At 74.7% G+C, this 17978-nt stretch carries 17 protein-coding genes; 4 read left to right on the top strand and 13 right to left on the bottom strand.

The window, feature by feature from the left end; genetic code table 11:
* Positions 1-133: 133 nt before the first annotated feature.
* From ACIG5E_RS32125 to ACIG5E_RS32105, 5 genes are all read right to left on the bottom strand, one after another.
* Entirely contained in the window at positions 134-892 is a 759-nt protein-coding gene (locus ACIG5E_RS32125) for a transglycosylase family protein (RefSeq protein WP_396539433.1), read from the bottom strand.
* Between the two features lie 556 nt (positions 893-1448).
* Entirely contained in the window at positions 1449-2117 is a 669-nt protein-coding gene (locus ACIG5E_RS32120) for a response regulator (protein ID WP_396539431.1), read from the bottom strand.
* Positions 2118-2233: 116 nt separating this feature from the next.
* Positions 2234-3901: a sensor histidine kinase gene (locus ACIG5E_RS32115; RefSeq protein WP_396539429.1), complete on the bottom strand. Its 1668-nt coding sequence runs from the start codon at positions 3899-3901 to the stop codon at positions 2234-2236.
* A gap of 36 nt (positions 3902-3937) precedes the next feature.
* On the bottom strand, positions 3938-6556 hold the full coding sequence (locus ACIG5E_RS32110) for a SpoIIE family protein phosphatase (protein ID WP_396539427.1): 2619 nt from the start codon (positions 6554-6556) through the stop codon (positions 3938-3940).
* A gap of 133 nt (positions 6557-6689) precedes the next feature.
* Positions 6690-7256, bottom strand: coding sequence for a Uma2 family endonuclease (locus ACIG5E_RS32105; RefSeq protein WP_396539425.1), 567 nt, complete (start codon positions 7254-7256; stop codon positions 6690-6692).
* Between the two features lie 264 nt (positions 7257-7520).
* Between ACIG5E_RS32105 and ACIG5E_RS32100 the strand changes: the two genes are divergently transcribed.
* A complete protein-coding gene (locus ACIG5E_RS32100) occupies positions 7521-8714 on the top strand; it encodes a PQQ-binding-like beta-propeller repeat protein (RefSeq protein ID WP_396539423.1) in 1194 nt (397 codons plus the stop codon).
* Positions 8715-8768: 54 nt separating this feature from the next.
* A complete protein-coding gene (locus ACIG5E_RS32095) occupies positions 8769-9404 on the top strand; it encodes a uridine kinase (protein ID WP_396539421.1) in 636 nt (211 codons plus the stop codon).
* A gap of 44 nt (positions 9405-9448) precedes the next feature.
* Here the strand turns inward: ACIG5E_RS32095 and ACIG5E_RS32090 are convergent, their stop codons facing one another.
* The 5 genes from ACIG5E_RS32090 to ACIG5E_RS32070 form a co-directional block, all read right to left on the bottom strand.
* Positions 9449-10255 carry a DNA-formamidopyrimidine glycosylase family protein gene (locus tag ACIG5E_RS32090; protein WP_396539419.1) on the bottom strand — a complete coding sequence of 269 codons (807 nt, stop codon included), beginning with the start codon at positions 10253-10255 and terminating at the stop codon, positions 9449-9451.
* A gap of 52 nt (positions 10256-10307) precedes the next feature.
* A complete protein-coding gene (locus ACIG5E_RS32085; protein WP_396539417.1) occupies positions 10308-10769 on the bottom strand; it encodes a universal stress protein in 462 nt (153 codons plus the stop codon).
* 141 nt (positions 10770-10910) lie between these two features.
* Positions 10911-11870, bottom strand: a complete 960-nt coding sequence (locus tag ACIG5E_RS32080; RefSeq protein WP_396539415.1) for a zinc metalloprotease — start codon at positions 11868-11870, stop codon at positions 10911-10913.
* A gap of 90 nt (positions 11871-11960) precedes the next feature.
* Entirely contained in the window at positions 11961-12539 is a 579-nt protein-coding gene (locus ACIG5E_RS32075; protein WP_396539413.1) for an AAA family ATPase, read from the bottom strand.
* 193 nt (positions 12540-12732) lie between these two features.
* Positions 12733-13659, bottom strand: coding sequence for an LLM class F420-dependent oxidoreductase (locus tag ACIG5E_RS32070; protein ID WP_396539411.1), 927 nt, complete (start codon positions 13657-13659; stop codon positions 12733-12735).
* A 142-nt stretch (positions 13660-13801) separates the two neighbouring features.
* Here ACIG5E_RS32070 and ACIG5E_RS32065 point away from each other — a divergent pair, with 142 nt between their 5' ends.
* The gene (locus ACIG5E_RS32065; RefSeq protein ID WP_396539409.1) at positions 13802-14155 is read left to right on the top strand and encodes a DUF6401 family natural product biosynthesis protein; all 354 of its coding nucleotides are present in this window, start codon (positions 13802-13804) and stop codon (positions 14153-14155) included.
* Between the two features lie 23 nt (positions 14156-14178).
* Here ACIG5E_RS32065 and ACIG5E_RS32060 read toward each other — a convergent pair whose 3' ends face one another.
* Positions 14179-14985, bottom strand: coding sequence for a hypothetical protein (locus tag ACIG5E_RS32060; protein WP_396539407.1), 807 nt, complete (start codon positions 14983-14985; stop codon positions 14179-14181).
* A gap of 195 nt (positions 14986-15180) precedes the next feature.
* Between ACIG5E_RS32060 and ACIG5E_RS32055 the strand changes: the two genes are divergently transcribed.
* Positions 15181-15969 (top strand): alpha/beta hydrolase, encoded by a 789-nt coding sequence (locus tag ACIG5E_RS32055; protein WP_396539405.1) that lies wholly within the window; start codon positions 15181-15183, stop codon positions 15967-15969.
* A 128-nt stretch (positions 15970-16097) separates the two neighbouring features.
* Here ACIG5E_RS32055 and ACIG5E_RS32050 read toward each other — a convergent pair whose 3' ends face one another.
* Positions 16098-17084, bottom strand: coding sequence for an ArsR/SmtB family transcription factor (locus ACIG5E_RS32050; RefSeq protein ID WP_396539403.1), 987 nt, complete (start codon positions 17082-17084; stop codon positions 16098-16100).
* Positions 17085-17275: 191 nt separating this feature from the next.
* Positions 17276-17866, bottom strand: coding sequence for an isochorismatase family protein (locus ACIG5E_RS32045; RefSeq protein WP_396539401.1), 591 nt, complete (start codon positions 17864-17866; stop codon positions 17276-17278).
* Between the last annotated feature and the right edge of the window lie 112 nt (positions 17867-17978).

The following is a 17978-nucleotide window of genomic DNA, read 5'->3' as shown; positions in this document are numbered from 1 at the left end:
GGGTCTGGCCGACGAATCGGCCGCACCAGTCGGACCATCATGTGACCCTACCGATGCAGTGATCCACCGAACGCGTCGAGCGGCCACCCCGCACAGGGGTGGCCGCTCGACGCGGGTCACCGGTGGTCCGGCGTCACACGGTCAGCGTCTGCCCCGGGAAGATCAGGTCCGGGTCGGCGCCGATGGTGCGGGCGTTCTCGCTGTACAGGCTGACGGTGTCGACGCCGAACTTGGCGGCGATGTCGCTCAGCGTGTCACCGCTCCTGACGGTGTAGCTGCCGCCGGAGGCGTTCTTCTCCGCCGCGGGCGCCGACTGCACCGGCTTGGCCGACGGACGGCCCTGCGCGGCCTTCGGAGCCTGCGACTTCGCCTTCGGGGCGGCCTGCTGCGCGGCCTTGGGGGCCGCCTTCGCGGCGCGCTTGGCCGGCTTGGCGGCCGGGCCCGGGTCCGAGGAACCGGAGCCCGCCGAGGTGTCGACGGCGGCCGGGGCGCCGCCCTTGCTCAGGCCCGCCTTCCTGGAGCAGACGGGCCAGGCGCCCGGCCCCTGCGAGGCGAGTACCTTCTCGGCGACGGCGATCTGCTGCGCCCTGGTCGCCTGGTCGGCCTGCGGGGCGTACGCGGTCCCGCCGTACGCGGCCCAGGTGGAGGGGGTGAACTGCAGTCCGCCGTGGAAGCCGTTGCCGGTGCTGATGCTCCAGTTCCCGCCGCTCTCGCACTGGGCGACGGTGTCCCAGGTGGAGGAGGGTGCGGCGGAGGCCGAGGTGGCCGTGACGAGGCCGGCCACCGGCAGGGCCGCGACGGCGGCACCTGCGACGACCGCCATCCGCAGGCGGTTGCGCTTGCCGGTGGCGGCGGTGTCGGTGGCAGCGGCGGTCTCGTGACGGGAAGTCATGCAAGGTCCTCTCGACAAGCCCCGGGCGGGCAGGCGGAACCAGGCCCGGGACATGGGCCGGTCGGTTGCGCTCACCTCACTCGTCGGGCGGCCGGGCACGTGTCGGACGTGCCGTGCCGCCCCGGTCACCTCCGCTCGCCGACGGCCCTGTTCGAGCCGGTCTCGTCGGCGGGCACCGCCCTCGCGCCGGGGGTCAGTCGGCGGGCCGTGCGTCGGGGTGAACCCGGGTGGCGCTCGTTGCGCCGCCAAGAAAGCTAGGGGCATGTCCGGGGCGCAGCAAGCAATTCTTGGTCTTCGCAGGTCAGTTGACTGTTACCGGCGGTATCGATCAAGAAACGGCGCCCGGTTCGACCGGGTTTGACCGCATTTTAAAGATCTAACGATCAATTTCCGTGCCCGTGCTCACATCTGTCCATCCGTAAAGTCCCGCACACCATCGACCGTCCGCAACCGAGAACTGACGCACCGTCACCAGTGCATCCGGAGTTCCCGATTCGAAGCGGCAGTCGAGTGGCATCCGCCACCATGAACGCGTTCCGTGGCGACGGGAACGCGCTCAGTGACGACCGTCGAGCTCCGCGTCCCGCGCCAGCAGCGCCGCCTGGACCCGGTTCTCACAGCCCAGCTTGGCCAGGATCCGGCTGACGTACGTCTTCACCGTCGCCTCGCTCATGTGGATCCGGGCCCCCGCGTCCGCGTTGGACAGGCCCTCCCCGAGCAGCCCCAGCACCTCCAGCTCGCGCCCGGTGAGCACCTCCAGCCGGCGCCGCGCCTCCGCCCCGCGGGCGGCCGCCGAGGCGCTGCGCCCGGAGGCGAGCGAGTCGACGATGTGCCGGGTGGCGGCCGGGGAGAGGAAGGCGTTCCCGCCGGCCGCTGCCCGGACGGCCTGGATCAACTCGTTCGGCGCAGTGTCCTTGAGCAGGAACCCGGCGCCGCCCTCGGTCACGGCGCGCAGGACGTTCTCGCGCTCCCCGAAGGTGGTGAGAATGATCGCCCGCGCGCCGGGTACGACCCTGCCGAGCTCCCGGAGCGCCGTCAGTCCGTCCATCACCGGCATCTGGATGTCCAGCAGGACGACGTCCACCCGGTGCGCCCGGGCCAGGTCCAGCGCCTCTCGGCCGTCGGCGGCCTCGGCGACCACCTCGATGTCGTCGGCCGACCCCAGGATCATCCTGATCCCGGCCCGGATGAGCGGCTCGTCGTCGGCGACGAGGACTCGGATCACGCTGGTCATTCCCCTCGAACGGTGATGCGACTGGGGCACCATCCTCACATCCCGGCCGCCCCCGCCTCCCGCCCGGGCCGGGCGGGGCGGGCCCGATGGGCGCGACGGGCGCGAGGTCAGTCCTTGGTGACGTACTCCGCCTTGTCCACCAGCACCCCGTCCTTGAAGCAGAACCGCGCCACGTGGTTGTCCGACCAGGAGTCGCCCGGCTCGACCTTGTCCAGTGAGTACCAGCGGCAGTGCGAACCCTCGGGCCTGGGCGGCCCGGCGCGCTGGTAGTCGGCGGTGAAGAAGTCGTTGCCGGGCGGCAGTCGGCGCATCACCTCGACCCGCGACTGGCCCGGCTGGATCTGGTCGTAGACCGACTGCCGGACCGTCGAATCGTCGGTGCCCCGGACGAAGGCCACCACGCCCCAGACCACCAGTCCCGCCACGATCAGCGCGATCGCACCCACCCCGGCCGCACAGCCGAGCGCCGGACGCCGCTGACGGCCGTCCGTCCCGTCGTCCGGCGGCAGACCGCCGAACACCCAGTCCTCCTCCCCCGCCGGGGCGGCGGCGCCGTCGGCCTCCGCTCCCTCGTACGGGAGGACGGCCGCCAGCCGGAAGCCCTCCTCGGGCGTCGGCCCGGCGTGCACCATGCCACCGACCAGCCGGGCGCGCTCACGCAGCCCGGCCAGCCCCTGTCCGCCGCTCACCGCCGGGCCCGCGCCGGTGTGTGCGCCGATGAGCGCCGGCGCGCGGGGGTTGGTGACCTCGACCACTAGCGCGTCCGGCTCGTAGCGGAGCGCGACCGCGATTGGCGCGCCGGGGGCGTGCTTGTGCGCGTTGGTGAGCGCCTCCTGCACGATCCGGTACGCCGCGTGGTCGACCGCGGCCGCGAGCGGGCGCCGCTCGCCCTCGGTGGAGAACGCCACCGAGGCCCCGGCCGCCCGGGAGGACTCCGCCAGCCCCTCGACCCCGTCCACCCCGCCGCGGGCCGGCGCCGCGCCCGGTGCACCGACCGCGGACGGCAGCGCCGTCGACTCGTGGTGCAGCACCCCGACCACTTCGCGCAGCTCGCGCATCGCCGCGACCGCCGCCTGCCGCAGCACCCCGACCGCCTCCCGCTGCCGGTCGTTGAGGGTGCGGTCGACCTCCAACGCGCCCGAGTGCACGGAGATCAGTGCGAGCTGGTGGCCCAGGCTGTCGTGCATGTCCTGGGCGATCCGGTGCCGCTCGCGCAGCCGCGCCTGGTGGACCACCATCGCCCGCTCGCGCACCAGCTGGTCGTTGCGCTCCTGGAGCGCGTCCAGCAGGGCGCGGCGCTGCGCCCGGTAGCGGCTGTAGAGCGCGGGCAGGACGGCGAAGACCAGGAAGACGCCGAGCGACAGTCCGATGATCAGCTTGGAAGAGCCCGCCTCACCGTCCTTGAGCATCCCGAACGTGGAGAACATCAGATAGCTCAGCACGAAGGCGCCGACCAGCCGCCACACCCGGCTGATCCGCGCCCCGGCCGCCCAGCCCGCGCACACCAGCAGCGGCATCGGTCCGAGCGACCAGCCCGCGATCACCCCGGTCAGCACCAGCACGGTCGCCGGGAAGCCCTTCCGCAGCACCCACAGCACAGCGACCGCGAGCCCGAACGGCACCGCCAGGTCGGTGCGGACGACCGCCTCCAGCAGGCCGGCGACCACGCCCATCAGTACGGCCAGCACGGCCTCGCCCACCACCCGCCGGGGCCGCCAGGGCCCCGGCAGTGCCGTCCGTACCGCCTTCGACCAGGCCCGTGCGATTGCTTCCACCCGTCGAGGCTAACCGGCCGGGCGCCGCGCCCGCGGTCACCCTTCGTCGCCCTCCGCGCCGACGAAAGTCGCCGGTCCGGGGGCCCGCCCGGCGCCGCCCTCGAAGGCCGTGAGCAGCAGCGCCATGTCGTCCACCCGCCCGGTCGAGCCGACCTCGCGCACCAACCGCTCGGCCAGCTCCTCCAGCTCCTCCCCCGCCCGGCCGTGCGCCAGCGCGGCCCGCAGCCGGTCCACCCCCTGGTCGATCGCCAGCGCCGGGTCCTCCACCAGCCCGTCGGTGTAGAGGACGAGCAGCGAGCCGGGCCGCAGCCTCAGCTTGCTGACCGGGTACGCGGCCCGGTCGTCCACGCCCAGCAGCGGCCCGCCCGGGACGTACAGCGCCTCGGCCCGCCCGTCCGGGTGGCGCAGCACCGGCGGCAGGTGCCCGGCCCGGCCGATCCGCGCCGTGCCGTCCGCGGGGGTGAGGCGGATCAGGCAGCAGCTGGCGAGCAGTCCGGGATCGAGGTCCAGCAGCAGCCGGTTGGTGCGGGCGAGCACCCGGTCGGGCGGCTCGCCTCCGCTGGCGAAGGCGCGGACGGCGCTGCGCAGCTGGCCCATCGCCGCGGCGGCGGCGACGCTGTGGCCCTCGACGTCGCCGATCACCAGGGTGAGGTCGGCGCCGGTGACGATCTCGTCGTACCAGTCGCCGCCGATCTCCATGCCCTGGGTGCCGGGCAGGTAGCGGGCGGCGGTCCGGATGCCGGGGACCTGCGGCAGCCGGTGCGGCAGCAGGGCCTGCTGTAGGCCGCGGGCCAGGGCGAACTCGGCGTCGTACAGCCGGGCGCGCTCCAGCGCCTGGGCGATGAAGCCGCCGAGACCGGTGAGCAGCCCGCGCTCCTCAAGGGTGAAGGGGTGCGCGCAGTCGAAGCCGAGGATGCAGCTGCCGACCGGACGGCCGGAGGCGATCAGCGGCAGGAACGCCCACGCGCCCATCTCGTCCAGGGCCAGGCCCGGGTAGGCGGCGGCGAGTTCGCGCACCGACTCGAAGAAGATCGGGGTGCCGGTGCTGAGCGTCTCGGCGCCGGGGACGCGGGCGTCGATCGGGGTGCCCTCGAAGCCGTCCAGGAAGCCGTCCGGGTAGCCGGTCTGCGAGACCAGGTGCAGCCGCTGCTCGTGCACCCCGTAGATGGCGAGCTCCTGGCCGCCGAACGCCGGGAGGATCTCCTCGGCCACCGCCCGGCACACGTCGCGCACGGTGACGGCCTCGGTGAGCGCGCTGGCCAGCTGGAGCAGGTGGTGGGTGCTGCCCACGCCGCCCGTCGCGCCCGTGCCGCCCGCGCCGGGGCCGGGCGGGGCCGCGGTCGGCGGGGCGGCCGCACCCGGCGGGGACTCGGCGGCGACCACCCGGCCGGTGACGCCGTGCGCGTCGGGGAACAGGGAGAAGGCGAGCCAGCCGTCCGGCGGGCGGGCGGCCAGGAAGGTGGTGGGCTGCTGGGAGAGCAGGGCCGCGCGGTAGCGGTTCTCGTAGAAGGGGTCGGCGAGCCAGGGCAGCACCTCCCACGGGTGGTGGCCGATCAGCTCCTCCCGGGTCGCCCGCAGCAGCGGCTCGGCGGCCCGGTTGACGTAGCCGACCAGGCCGTCCGGGTCGAGCGAGAACACGCCCTCGCGCAGCCGCTCCACGGCGGCCGCGGCGGCGGTCAGGGTGCGCACGTCCAGGACGGCGCCGACCAGGCGGGTCCCGCCCTCGGAGATCGCGCCGGGCACCCGGGCCCACAGCTCCACCGGGTACGGGCGCCCGGCCGGCCCGAGCACCCGCACCCGGGCGGCCAGCACCTCGCCGCGCTCCAGGGCGGTCCGGGCGGCGGCCCGGAACTCGGGCACGTCCCCGGGGGCGATCCGCCCGGTCAGACAGCCCACCGTGCCGTCGAACTCGCCGGGCGCGAAACCGAAGATCTCCCGGAACTGCACGTCCGCGGCCAGCGCCCCGCTGGCCACGTCCCAGTCGAACAGCCCGACCCGGGTGGTGGGCACGGAGGGCGACGGCAGCTCCACCACGGCGGCGTCACCCCCCGGCTCGACCGACTGCCCGACCGCCGTCAACTCGGCCAGCCCGGCGCCCAGTCGGGAGGCGATCGCCGCCAGCTGCCCGCCTTCCTGGGCCGGCACACCGTCGTCCGAGGCCGGCCACAGCACGCTCAGCACCCCGAACCGCTCCCCGCCGTGCCCCACCGCCACACAGGCCGAAACGAGTTCGTACGGCAGCCCGACCGCGAACTGCGGGAAGCGCCGCATGGTCTCCTCGGGGTCGGACAGCGTGACGCTCCGGCCGGTCCGGAAGCACACCGCGACCGGAAGCGGCCCGGCGGCCGCGACCCGGCGGAACGGACTCATGATCGACAGCGGCACTCCCGCGATGGTGCGCAGCACCAGAGACCGCCGGTCCCGCGACCGCAGGTAAACCATCGCCCCGTACGCCCCGGTCGACCCCAGCACCCGCCGCACGGCCTCCGCCAGCAGCGCGTCCCGCTCGTGCACCGCCTCCGGGAGCGCGGCCCCCTCCCCGAGCGCCACCGACAGCGGTTCCGGAGCCGTTTCCAGGACCGGTTCCGAAGCCGTCTCCGGGCCCGCCCCACGGACCGGCTCGGCGGCCCCGCCGGCCGCCTGCGGATGGCGCATGCTCCCTTGCTACGTCCGGCCCGGAACCCTGTCAAGGCGAGCCCCTGCCGCCCCGGCCGGCCCATCGGCCCCACGCACACCACCGCGGCGGCCCGGAACGGCCTCGCGGACCATCCGCCGGGAGGGTGACGTCCTACAGCTCGGTGAGGTCGACCTCCACCGGGTACGGCACCACTGCCTTCACCAGCCCCGTGAACAGCTCATCCGCACGGTACGACCGACCGGCAGCGTCCAGCACGTACGTGTGGACGACCGGCACCCGGCCTGGCGCCTGCTCGACCCGCCAGTAGAAGGGGATGCCCGCCTTGGCGTACTGGTCGAACTTGACCACCCGGTCGGTGGTCTCCGAGCCCGGCGAGACGACCTCGACCAGCAGCAGCACGTTGCTCGGTCTGGCCGGAGTCTCGTGGACAGCGTCCCTGCGGTAGACCACCACGTCGGGCCGACGGTTGTTGAGCGGCACGTCCTGCAGCCGCACGTCGAAGTCGGTGTCGGCGTTCCAGTCCTCGCCGCCCGCCTGGTCCAGAGCGTTCGCCAGGTAGCGCGCGAGCCGCTTGTGGAGAATCGAGGCGCTCGGACTCACGACCACCATCCCGTCGACGATCTCTACGCCCGCACACTGTTCCTCAGTCCAGGAGTCGTACTCCTCACTGGTGATCTGCCGGTGCATCCACTCGGGTGCGATCATCTCGGCCGTCACGGCGTACCTCCCCGGTCTCCTGCGCGGGCCTGTGCTGAGCCACAGCCTAGTGCAGCACAGCGACGACTTCGGATGGTTCGGGGACCGTTCGATATCCTCCCGGCGGGTGGTGGCGCCGAGGCCGCCGGGGGTGGAAGCGAGAGCGGTATGCAGTCGCCGTCGTCCGAGGGGGCCGCGCGGGATGCTTCGTGGCAGTGGGATGAGGCGGGCGACGGGGCCGAGGTACCCGGGGACGTGATCGGCGGCGGCGGGGGCGGGCCGCGGTTGAGCCGCCGGGGCCTGCTGGCCGGGGCGGGGGTGCTGGCGCTCGGCGGGGCGGCCTGGGCGCTGGGCCGCTCGGCCGGCGGGCCGACGCCGGAGCCGTCCGAGCCGGTGCCGACCGCGCAGTCCGGGCCGACGCCGCTGTGGACGTACCGGGGCGCGCAGGCGATGACCCCCGAGCGGCTGGTCGCCCCGCCGCGGCGCCCGGTGTTCCTGTCGAAGGCCGGGCTGCAGGTCCTCGACCCGGTCGGTGGCGGCCCCGGGCGGCTGCTGGTGTTCGACCCTCCGCCGCCCGCGAACTGGCCGAGCGACGTCGAAGTGCCCCTCAGTCAGGTCGTGGTCGGGCCCGAGCAGCTCTTCTCCGCCACCTCCCGGGGGCATCTCGATGCCCACCACCTGACGGACGCGTCCGCCGACTGGAGTCTGCCGCTGCCCGATGAGCTGCAGGGCCGGATCCAGCTGGCCGGCCTGGCCGACGGCGTCCTCTACGCCTACGCCTGGGGTTGGCCCCGCGCGGACGGCACCGTGCCGAGCAGCCGGGTCTTCGCCCTGCGGGTCGCGGACCGCTCGGTCCTGTGGTCCGTCGCCGGCGAGGACCAGGAGCGGCCGGTCGTCCCGCCGACCGGGGGCGGCACCCGTCTGCTGGCCTGCGTCCGCTCCCTGGGCACCCGCACCGAGCTGGTGGTCCGGGACGCCGCCACCGGCCGCGAGGTGTGGACCGCCCCCGGCGACGAGGACCTGCGCTGGTGCACCACCGACAGCGAGAACTTCCTCGTCCCGGACGGCACCGGCGGGGTCCGCCTGCTGCGCCCTTCGGGCGAGACGGCCTGGACCCACTCCCCCGCCCGGGGCGAGTCCTGGCGGGCGCTGCCGCCCGTCGCGGAGGGCCCCCGGGTGTTCGTCCCGCGCGACAGCGGCGTCGTCACCTGCCACGACGCGGCCACCGGCGTCGTGCTCTGGTCCTGCAGGCTGCCGTTCCCGATGGACCGCCGCAGCCGTCCGCTGCTCCTCGACGGCACGCTGTACGTCCCGGGCCCGGCGGCCGTCGGGGTCTGCGCGGTCAACGTCGCCACCGGCCGACCGGGCTGGACCTTCCACGACTCCGGCCCGGGCAAGGACGTCTGGACCGTCACCACCGACGGGAGCCGCCTCTACGCCGGCCACGACGACGTCCTGCACGCCCTCCCGACGGCCTGACGGCCGGACGCCCCCCGTTGACCCGAACGGCCCGACGAACGGCAGGATGGCCTGGTGCAGGTACGCCCGATCTCCCCCGACAAGCTGGCCGAGCTGCTCGCCGACCGGATCACCGCGCTGCCCGGCGCCGGCGAGCGATGGCTGCGGATCGCCGTGGACGGCGCCGCGGCCGCCCGGCCCGAGCTGCTCGCCGACGCCCTGGTGGAGCCGCTGCGGCTGCGCGGCCGCCCCGCGCTGCGGGTCTCGGCGGCGGACTTCCTGCGCCCGGCCTCGATCCGGCTGGAGTACGGCCACCGGGACACGGACGCCTTCCACGACCTCTGGCTGGACGACGGCGCGCTGCTGCGCGAGGTGCTGGACCCGCTGGAGCCGGGTGGCAGCGGCCGGGTGCTGCCCTCGCTGCGCGACCCGGCCACCGACCGCTCGACCCGCGCCCCGTACGTCCGGCTCCCGCCCGGGGGCGTGCTGTTGCTGGACGGCGCGCTGCTGCTCGGCCGCTGGCTGCCGCTGGAGCTGACCGTCCATCTGGCGCTCTCCCCGGCCGCACTGGCCCGCCGTACCCCGGCCGACCAGCAGTGGACGCTGCCCGCCTTCGCCCGCTACGAGGCGGAGACCGGGCCGGCCGAGGCCGCCGACGTCATCGTCCGGGTGGACGACCCTCGGCACCCCGCCCTGGTCGAGCGGTCGTAGGGCCTGACCGGCCGGTTCCGGCGGGCCCGGCGGGGATCCGCCGGTCAGGCCCGGCCCGCGGGGGCCGGTCCGCGCTGGCAGTACGGGCACCAGAACACCGCCCGGTCGCGCGGGGCGTCGCCCTGGCGCCCGGTCAGGACGGGCGTGACGCAGCGCGGGCAGGGCCGTCCGGCCCGGCCGTAGACCCAGTGCCGGTAGCCGGGCCGGGTGTCGCCGGTGGTGATGTGGCCGGGCCGCAGCTTGTTGGCCTCCAGCATCTGCCGGGCGCGCTCCACCAGCCGGTCGGGGTGCGGGACTTCGCCGACCTCGGTCCACGGGGTCACCCCGGCCACGAAGCACAGCTCGTTGGCGTAGACGTTGCCGATGCCGGCCAGGTTGCGCTGGTCGAGCAGGGCCTCGACGAGGGGCCGGGCGGGGCGGGCGAGGAGTCGGCGGACGGCCTCGACCGGGTCCCAGTCGGGGCCGAGCAGGTCCGGGCCGAGGTGGCCGACGGCCCGCCGCTCGTCGGCGGTGCGCAGCAGCTCGACGACCGGGAGGCGGTAGCCGACGGCGGTGCCGTGCTCGGTGCCGAGCAGGGCGCGGATCTGCCAGGCGGGGCCGCCGCTCCAGCGCTCGCCGGGCCGGTAGACCTCCCAGTGGCCGTCCATCCGCAGGTGGGTGTGCAGGGTGAGGCCGCCTTCGAGACGGGTCAGCAGGTGCTTGCCGCGCGGGCGGACCTCCAGCACCCGGCGCCCGGCGAGCGCGGCGGTGGCGAGCGCGGGCACCCGCAGTTCTGCGCTGGTCAGCAGCTGTCCGGCGAGGGAGTCGTGCAGCCGGGCCGCCACGCGGTAGATGGAGTCACCTTCTGGCATGACTCCATTCTGGTCCGCGTGGCGGCCCGGTGCGGCGCCGCCCCCGGTGGCACTACACCGAGTGGGCACCGCCCTCGGCGTGGCCCTCGCGCACCACGACGACCGGGCAGGGCGCGTGCTCGGTGAGGTGGCGGCTGACCGAGCCGAGCAGCACGCCGGAGAAGCCGCCGAGGCCGCGGCTGCCGACGACCAGCAGCGCGGCGCCCTTGGCGGTCTGTAGCAGGGCGCCCGCCGCGTTGCCGGGCACCACGCTCTCCCTGATCGGCACGCCCGCGTCCTGGCCGACGACCTTGGTGACGCTCTCGGCGAGGGTCCGTCCGGCGAGTTCCTCCGGGTTGTAGACCTCGGCCGGCACGCTCGTGCCGCCCCATCCGTAGAAGGCCGGGTACTCCCAGGCGGCGACCGCGTCGATGGTCCCGCCGACGGCCTTGGCGTAGTCGACCGCCCAGCGCAGCGCCTGCTCCGAGGCGGGTGAGCCGTCCACACCGACGACGATCCGGGGGTTGTCACTCATGCCGTGTCTCCTTCGGTTGCTCCTGCTCGGTCCCAACTCGCCAAACATAGATCAAATCGGACAAATGGTCGGCAATTGCCGCGCCGCGTACCGGCGCTGCCGACGACCGGACGCGGCTCTGCCGCGAGGTCTCCCTCTGATTCAACTACGGTAGGCAGTCCATGAGTTGGACATCAGCTGGACCTGACCCGGGGTGAACTGGGTCATGCAGGAGTCGTAGCCGTAGTCCATGAAGTTGTGGATCGGGTCGAGCCCGCCGGCCGGGCAGCTGTGGCGGCCCTGGGGGCAGCCGTAGCCGGGGCTGCGCTCGGGCGGGGTGTCGTCCACGTAGTCGCCCGGGGGCAGGCAGCCGCCCTGGAAGGTGTGGAAGAGGCCGAGCCAGTGGCCGATCTCGTGGGTGGCGGTGTTGCCCTCGTTGTAGTGGGTGGCCGGGCCACCGGGCAGCGAGTCGTCCAGGATGACCACGCCGTCGTCGGTCGGGTGGGAGCGGTAGGCGTTGGGGAAGGTGGACCAGCCGAGCAGGGACTGTCCGAGGTGGGCGGTGTAGAGGTTGAGGGTGCCCTGGTCGCCCTTGCGCAGGGCGGTCTTCATCGCCTGCTCGGCGGCGGAGCCGGGGGTCATGCCGGTGTACCAGCCGGCGTTGTCGGTCCAGTCGGCGCCGGCCAGCTCGAAGTGGAACCGCGTGGGCGTGTTGCCCTCGCCCTGGCCGCCGTAGGTGGCGTTCAGGTGGTCGATCTGGGCGGCGACGACTCCCTCGTCCAGCCGGCCGGCGCCCCCGGAGTGGATCACGTGGACGTACACCGGAATGCTGGTCGGGGCGGCGGCCAGCGGGATGTGGGCGGAGCCGAGCTTGGCGAGCCGGTCGGCCAGGTCCGCCTGCATCGCCCGGGCCTCGCCGGCGCTGACGGCGTTCGGGTCCCCGCCCGCCCGGCTGCCGGCCGGCTTGCGGGCCGCGGCGTCGGCTCCCTCGCAGACGGCCGTCGCCACCGCGCGGTGCGGGGCCGGCGCCGCGAACTGGCTCAGACCGGCCGCGGCGACCAGCGCGGCGGCGCAGGGGAACAGGCGGGGGGCACGCGAGCGCACCCGGGCAGTACGGCGCATCAGCGCTCCTGACGGGGGAGTTGACGGGGATTCGACCGCTCATCGGGCCCGCCCACCTGCGACCGGCGCCCGGCGCGGACCCGCACGAGACTACGACGCCGAGAAGTCGATCTCCCGCAGGGCGCGCGTGGCACCCCGGTCGAGTACCACGGCCGACGCACAGCCGACCGGCGGCCGCCCCGCCCCGAGCAGCAGCCGGCGCAGCCGGGCGGCCGCGCGCCGGTGCCGGGCGAAGGCGTAGCGCGAGACCCGCCGCCCGCGCCGCCGCTGCCCCACCCGGGCCTCGGCCGGGTCGGCGTCGAGCAGCAGCAGGTGCACCCGGCGGCCCTGCCGTTCGGCGGCGCGGGTGAGCCAGGCCCGGACGAAGGGCAGCGTGCCGCAGTCGTGCACCGCGAGCGGGCCGCCGTCCAGGACGGCCCGGCGCAGCCGCCGGTAGTGGGCGAGCCGGACGAACGGGCGGTAGAGCGCGTACGGGAGGCGCCCGGGCAGCCGGGCCGCGTACTCCTCGCGGACCAGCTGGGAGTCGACCAGCGGGGCGCGGACGCAGCGGCGCATCAGGGTGCTCTTGCCGCTGCCGGGCAGGCCGGTGACGACCAGCAGGTCACCGGCGGGGTAGTGCAGGGCGGCCGGGCCGGGGCCGCGCAGCTCGTGCACCCCGGCGCGGACCACCCGACTGCCCGTACTGCGGGGCGGCGGCACCCGTGGCACCGCCGCCCGCGATGTTCGTACGCCCGTCACCGGCCCTCCCCCCGCTGTTCCCGTCCCAGGAGCATGGCGCATTCCCAAGAACGAGTAAAGCCCGTGGTCAGGGCGGGCACGGAGGGCCGCTGTGGGACGCGGCCCCAGCTGCGGGACGCGGCCGCTAGCCCAGCTGCGGGGCGACCCGGGAGGCGACCAGCTCCAGGTGGTCGAGGTCGCCCAGGTCCAGCACCTGGAGGTAGACCCGCCGGCTGCCGACCGCCGCGTACCGGCCCAGCTTCTCCACGACCTCGTCCGGGGTGCCGGCCAGGCCGTTCTCCTTCAGCTCGGCCACCTCGCGGCCGATCGCGGCGGCCCGGCGGGCCACCTCGGCGTCGTCCCGGCCGACGCAGAGCACCAGGGCGTTGGAGTACACCAGCTCGTCGGCCGAACGGCCGGCCCGCTCGACGGCGGCCCGGACCCGGCCGAACTGCGCGGCGGTGTCGTCCAGCGAGGCGAACGGCAGGTTGAACTCGTCGGCGAAGCGGGCGGCCAGCGCCGGGGTGCGCTTCGGGCCGAGGCCGCCGACCAGCACCGGGATCCGCTCCTGGACGGGCTTGGGCAGCGCCGGCGAGTCGGTGAGCGTGTAGTACTTCCCGGCGAAGTCGAAGGTGTCGCCGAGCTTGGTCCGCCACAGCCCGGTGATGATCTCCAGCTGCTCCTCCAGCCGGCCGAACTTCTCCTTCGGGAAGGGGATGCCGTAGGCGGTGTGCTCGGCCTCGTACCAGCCGGCGCCGAGGCCGAACTCGACCCGGCCGCCGCTCATCGCGTCGACCTGGGCCACCTGGATCGCGGTGACGCCCGGCAGCCGGAAGGTACCGGCGGTCATCAGGGTGCCGAGGCGGATGGTGCTGGTGTCGCGGGCGAGGCCGGCCAGGGTGATCCAGGCGTCGGTGGGGCCGGGCAGGCCGTCGACGTCACCCATCTTCAGGTAGTGGTCGGAACGGAAGAAGGCGCTGAAGACCCCGAGCTCCTCGGCGGTGCGGGCCACCCTCAGGAGGGTGTCGTAGCTCGCGCCCTGCTGGGGCTCGGTGAAGATGCGAAGATCCATGCGGCCCATTCTGGTACAGACCACCCGATCGTGAACGCAGGGAACCGGCCATGCCACGGAACGTCCCGAAGGTGTCCAAGGTCTCAGCACGGAACCGTCACGGCCCGGCCTGCCCGCTCGGCGGCTCGCCTACCGTGGACGGATGTTCGCGACCCCCGACGAGTCCTTCCGGCGCTCCCCCGACGAGCCGGCCGGCTGCCCGCTGCCCGGCATCGTGGCCGCCTTCACGCCCCGCCTGGCCGAGTTCGCCTTCGAGCCCGGTTTCGTCGCGGCGGTCGACCAGCACGCGGCGATGCTGCGCGAACTGCTGTACGCGCAGGGGCCGGAGCTGGCGCCCCGGCCCCTGGACCGTGAGGAACTGTCGGACTACGCGCTGGGCTTCCTGGACGCGCTCGCCGAGATCGGCTGGCGGGAGCCGGTCGGCTACGACTACGCCGTCACCCGGCTGACCGCGATCTGCTGGCTGGTGCGCGAGCAGGGCCTGCTGGGGGTCTGAGGCCCCTGGAGGCCCGGGGCCCGTCAGCGGTCCTGGCCCGGGTCGAGGCCCGGGGCCGGCGGGTAGCCCGGTCCGGTCTGGGTGGCCGGCCGCTCCGGCTGGTTGGCCAGCGCGTCGGAGCGGCCGGCCTGGTAGGAGCTGCCGCGCAGCCGGGCGGTCTCCCGCTCGGCGTTGTCCAGCCACCGCTCCCACCGCTGGCGCATCGGCATGATCAGGCCGCCGCCGACACCGACCACCAGCACACCGGTGATGGTGGCGAGCGCGGCGATCAGCACCGGACCGGTGATCGCGGTCGCGATCCCGGCCTGGCCGAGCGCCGCGATCACCCCGAGCGCCACGATGAACCCCCAGGCCACCGTCGAGACGGTGCGGCCGTACGAGGCGCCGGAGAGCGCGTTGCCGACGATGTCGCGCACGCCGTTGGCGATGGCCATCGCCACCACCACGATCGCGACCGCGACGATGCCCCTGGGCAGCCAGGCGACGATGCTGTGGATCATCACGCTGATCGGATTCGGGCCGAAGACGCCGAACGCCAGCTGCAGCGCCATCAGCAGGATCGCGTAGTAGACGATCTTGCAGATGATGCCGGTCATGTCGTACTTCGAGCCGCTCAGGTAGCGGGCCATCCCGGCCCGCTCGGCGACCTGCTCCGACCCGAGCCGGCGCAGCACCCGGTCCAGCAGCCGGGCGATCGCCTTGGCCACGAACCAGCCGATGACCAGGATCGCCAGGAAGGCGATGAACTGCGGAATGACCTTGGCGATCTTGGACCAGGCCTGGGTGAAACCCGACCCGAAGTCGACGGAGAGTGCGAGCTGCTGAGCCACGAAGTCCTCCACTCGGTGACACGGCGCCAGGAACGGCACGGTCGACCCCCACCCTTCGTGGATAGCAGCACCCCGCCCCTCCCGCGCGCGCCCGGTCGGCCGGGATGGTTCCCTCGGGTGAACACCCCGGCCGTCCGCCCGCGTACAGTGGCGGTCCGGGCCGAGCGGCGGCGGGTCAAGGCTCAGGGGTTACGGGTGACGGAGCTGGACGGTGCAGAGGTGATCGGAAGCGGTACGGGCGCGGCCGCGCATGAGGCGCTGCACTGGCGGGTGCGCCCCGCGGCGGCCCGGGCCGCCGTCCTCGTCCTCCACGGCGGCGAGGAACACAACCTCGCCCGGCCCCGCCCGCTCAACCTCCCGCTGCTGCGCATGCACGGCTTCCTGCGCGCGCTGACCAGGGCGACGGCGGGCACCGACATCGCCCTCGGCACCGTCCGCTACCGCCACCGCGGCTGGAACGGCGCCCGCGCCGACGCCGCCCGGGACGCCCTCACCGCACTCGACGAACTCGCCGCGACCCTCGGACCGGTGCCGACCGTCCTGGTCGGCCACTCCATGGGCGGCCGCGCCGCCCTGCGGGTCGGCGGCCACCCGGCCGTCACCGGCCTGGTCGCCCTCGCCCCCTGGTGCCCCGCCGAGGACCCCTGCGACCACCTCGCCGGCCGCGACCTCCTGCTCCTCCACGGCGACCGCGACACCGTCACCGCGCCCGCCGACACCCGCGCCTTCGCCGCCCGCAGCCGCGCCGCCGGCGCCCGCGTCTGCGGCTACACCGTCACCGGCAGCGGCCACGCCATGCTCCAGCGCATCCCCGACTGGCACCGCGCCACCACCCGCCTCACCACCGCCCTCCTCGGCCTCCACCCCTTCCCCGCCGAAACCGCCTCCGCCCTCGCCCTCCCGCCCACCTCCTCCGAAGCCCTCACCCTCCCCCTCCCCCGCCAACCCCGCACCGCGCCCACCATCCAGGGGGCACCCGACTGAGGCCCCCGGCCGAGGCCGGTACCGGAGAAGTCGCCCAGCCTCGCCGCCGCCGCGCCCGGCGACCAGGAGCGGCGGGCGCGGCCCCCGTGGACGTACCGACCGCCGCGGCGCGCCTCCTCCTCGGCGTGCTATTCGGCGGGTGGGGGTGGGGTGGGGAGGCGGCCGGCGAGGAGGGCTTGGCCCAGGGGGGTGGGCCGGTGGGTGACGGTGCGGCCGGTGCGGTCCTTGGTGGTGAGGCCGGATTCGGCGAGGACGGTGGCGTGTTCGCTGGCGGAGGCGGTGGAGACGTCGAGGAGGGTGGCCAGGTCCTTGGTGGAGCAGGGGCCGTGGGTGGCGATGGCCTCCAGGGCGGCGGCGCGGGTCTGGCCGAGCAGGGCGGTGAGGGTGCGGCTGGGGGTGGGTTCGGGCTCGGGCTGCAAGGGGCCGCTGATCCTCGCCGGGTAGAGGAGGACGGGCTGTTGGTGCGGGTCCTCGTAGCGGGCGATGACGGGGCGGCGGGGGCCGAACACGCAGGGCTGGAGCAGGAGTCCGCGGCCGTCCAGCCGGATGTCGTGCCGGCAGCCGTTCACGAGGGGGAAGCTGAGGACGGGTCGGCGCCAAAACAGGGCCGGGTGCAGCGAGCCGAGGACCTGCTCCGGTTCGGTGATCCGGCGGCGGCCGTGCTCGGTGGTGACGATGGTCTCGATCTGCCGCCGGTAGGGGTCGATCGCGCGGGTCTGGTAGTCGGCGGTGACGTTGCCGAGCAGTTTCCTGGCCCGCTGGTCCCCCGCTGCCACGCCGCGCGCGAAGGCGCTCAACTGCCGTACCCCGCCGATGGATCGCAGGTGGTCGCGGAGCGGTTCCTCGGGCGCCCCGGCGGTGGCGCTCTCGGTGGCGCCCGGGTCCCGACGGACGGTGAGGAACTCCGGGATAGCCGAGGGGGTGTAGAGGTCGAAGAGCAGCGCGGTGCGCGGGTTCCAGGAGGCCCGCAGCCGGTTACGCCACACCTGGAAGCGCGGATCGTAGCGGCCGCTGACCAGGGCGTGGACGCTGAGGGACAGCTCCATCGACATGTCGGGGCGCTCCGCGACCCGGATGCGTTCCAGGTCGTCCGTACCGAAGAAGATTCGCAGCACGGACGGATCGTCACCCCTCGGGCGCCCGGTCCGCAAGACCGTTCGGCGAGAACCGAATCCATGGCGGAGCGGGCCGGCTACGGCGAGACTCGTCGGACCGGCGGCGGGCCCGGGTGACGGACCGGGCCCGCCCCGGGAGCGGGCCCGGCGGCGCGGGTCGCAGGGGTGACGCTCCGGTTCCTCAGCCGCGCTCAGCCGAGGTCGGCGGCCGACTCCACCACCACCCCGTAGAGGTCCCCGACCGTGGCGAGCGCGCCCCGGTGGATCTGGGCGGCGGTGAGCTCCGCGGCGCCGGACCGCAGCGGGCGGGTCGCGCAGGCGTCGGCGACGACGGTGGGGCGGTTGCCGCGCAGGAAGGCGCCGGCGGTGGTGAAGGCGACGCACATGTGGGTCATGAACCCGGCGATCACGACGTCCTGGTGGCCGGCCGCGTCCACCAGCTCGCCCAGGTCGGTGCCGACGAAGGCGTCCGGGGCCTGCTTGACCACCACCCGCTCGCCCTCGGCCGGGGCGACGCTCGGGTGGATCTGCCCGATCTCGGCGCGGACGTCGTACGGGGTGCCCGGGCCGCCATCGTTGATGACGTGGATGACGGTGGCGCCGGCCGCCCGGGCCCGGGCGAGCAGCGCGGCGGCCGCGTCGAGGGCCTCGCGCCAGCCGGTCAGCTCCATCACACCGCGGGTGTAGGTGTTCTGGTAGTCGATCAGGACCAGGGTTGCCGCGCCGAGCGCGGCGGGCTTGTCGTCGAGGCCGTTGAGGGCGCGCAGGGTGGTCGTGGGCATGGCTGTACCGCCTTCGTCGTACGGAGGATATTCGCAGGTCACGCCGGCTTCGGCCGGCCTCTGGAACGCTACGGGCGGGCCCCGCATGGCGGCAATGCCGTCTAACATGCAG

It is taken from the genome of Kitasatospora sp. NPDC053057, from assembly GCF_044546945.1.
GTDB lineage: Bacteria > Actinomycetota > Actinomycetes > Streptomycetales > Streptomycetaceae > Kitasatospora.
The sequence above is the reverse complement of the archived record's forward strand: the minus strand, read 5'-3'. Positions and strand labels throughout refer to the sequence as shown.

Bases quoted from the DNA above. Each gene is read 5' to 3' on its own strand.
- ACIG5E_RS32125 (WP_396539433.1), bottom strand. From the start codon at position 892: ATGACTTCCCGTCACGAGACCGCCGCTGCCACCGACACCGCCGCCACC.
- ACIG5E_RS32110 (WP_396539427.1), bottom strand. From the start codon at position 6,556: ATGCGCCATCCGCAGGCGGCCGGCGGGGCCGCCGAGCCGGTCCGTGGG.
- ACIG5E_RS32090 (WP_396539419.1), bottom strand. From the start codon at position 10,255: ATGCCAGAAGGTGACTCCATCTACCGCGTGGCGGCCCGGCTGCACGAC.
- ACIG5E_RS32085 (WP_396539417.1), bottom strand. From the start codon at position 10,769: ATGAGTGACAACCCCCGGATCGTCGTCGGTGTGGACGGCTCACCCGCC.
- ACIG5E_RS32080 (WP_396539415.1), bottom strand. From the start codon at position 11,870: ATGCGCCGTACTGCCCGGGTGCGCTCGCGTGCCCCCCGCCTGTTCCCC.
- ACIG5E_RS32070 (WP_396539411.1), bottom strand. From the start codon at position 13,659: ATGGATCTTCGCATCTTCACCGAGCCCCAGCAGGGCGCGAGCTACGAC.
- ACIG5E_RS32065 (WP_396539409.1), top strand. From the start codon at position 13,802: ATGTTCGCGACCCCCGACGAGTCCTTCCGGCGCTCCCCCGACGAGCCG.
- ACIG5E_RS32045 (WP_396539401.1), bottom strand. From the start codon at position 17,866: ATGCCCACGACCACCCTGCGCGCCCTCAACGGCCTCGACGACAAGCCC.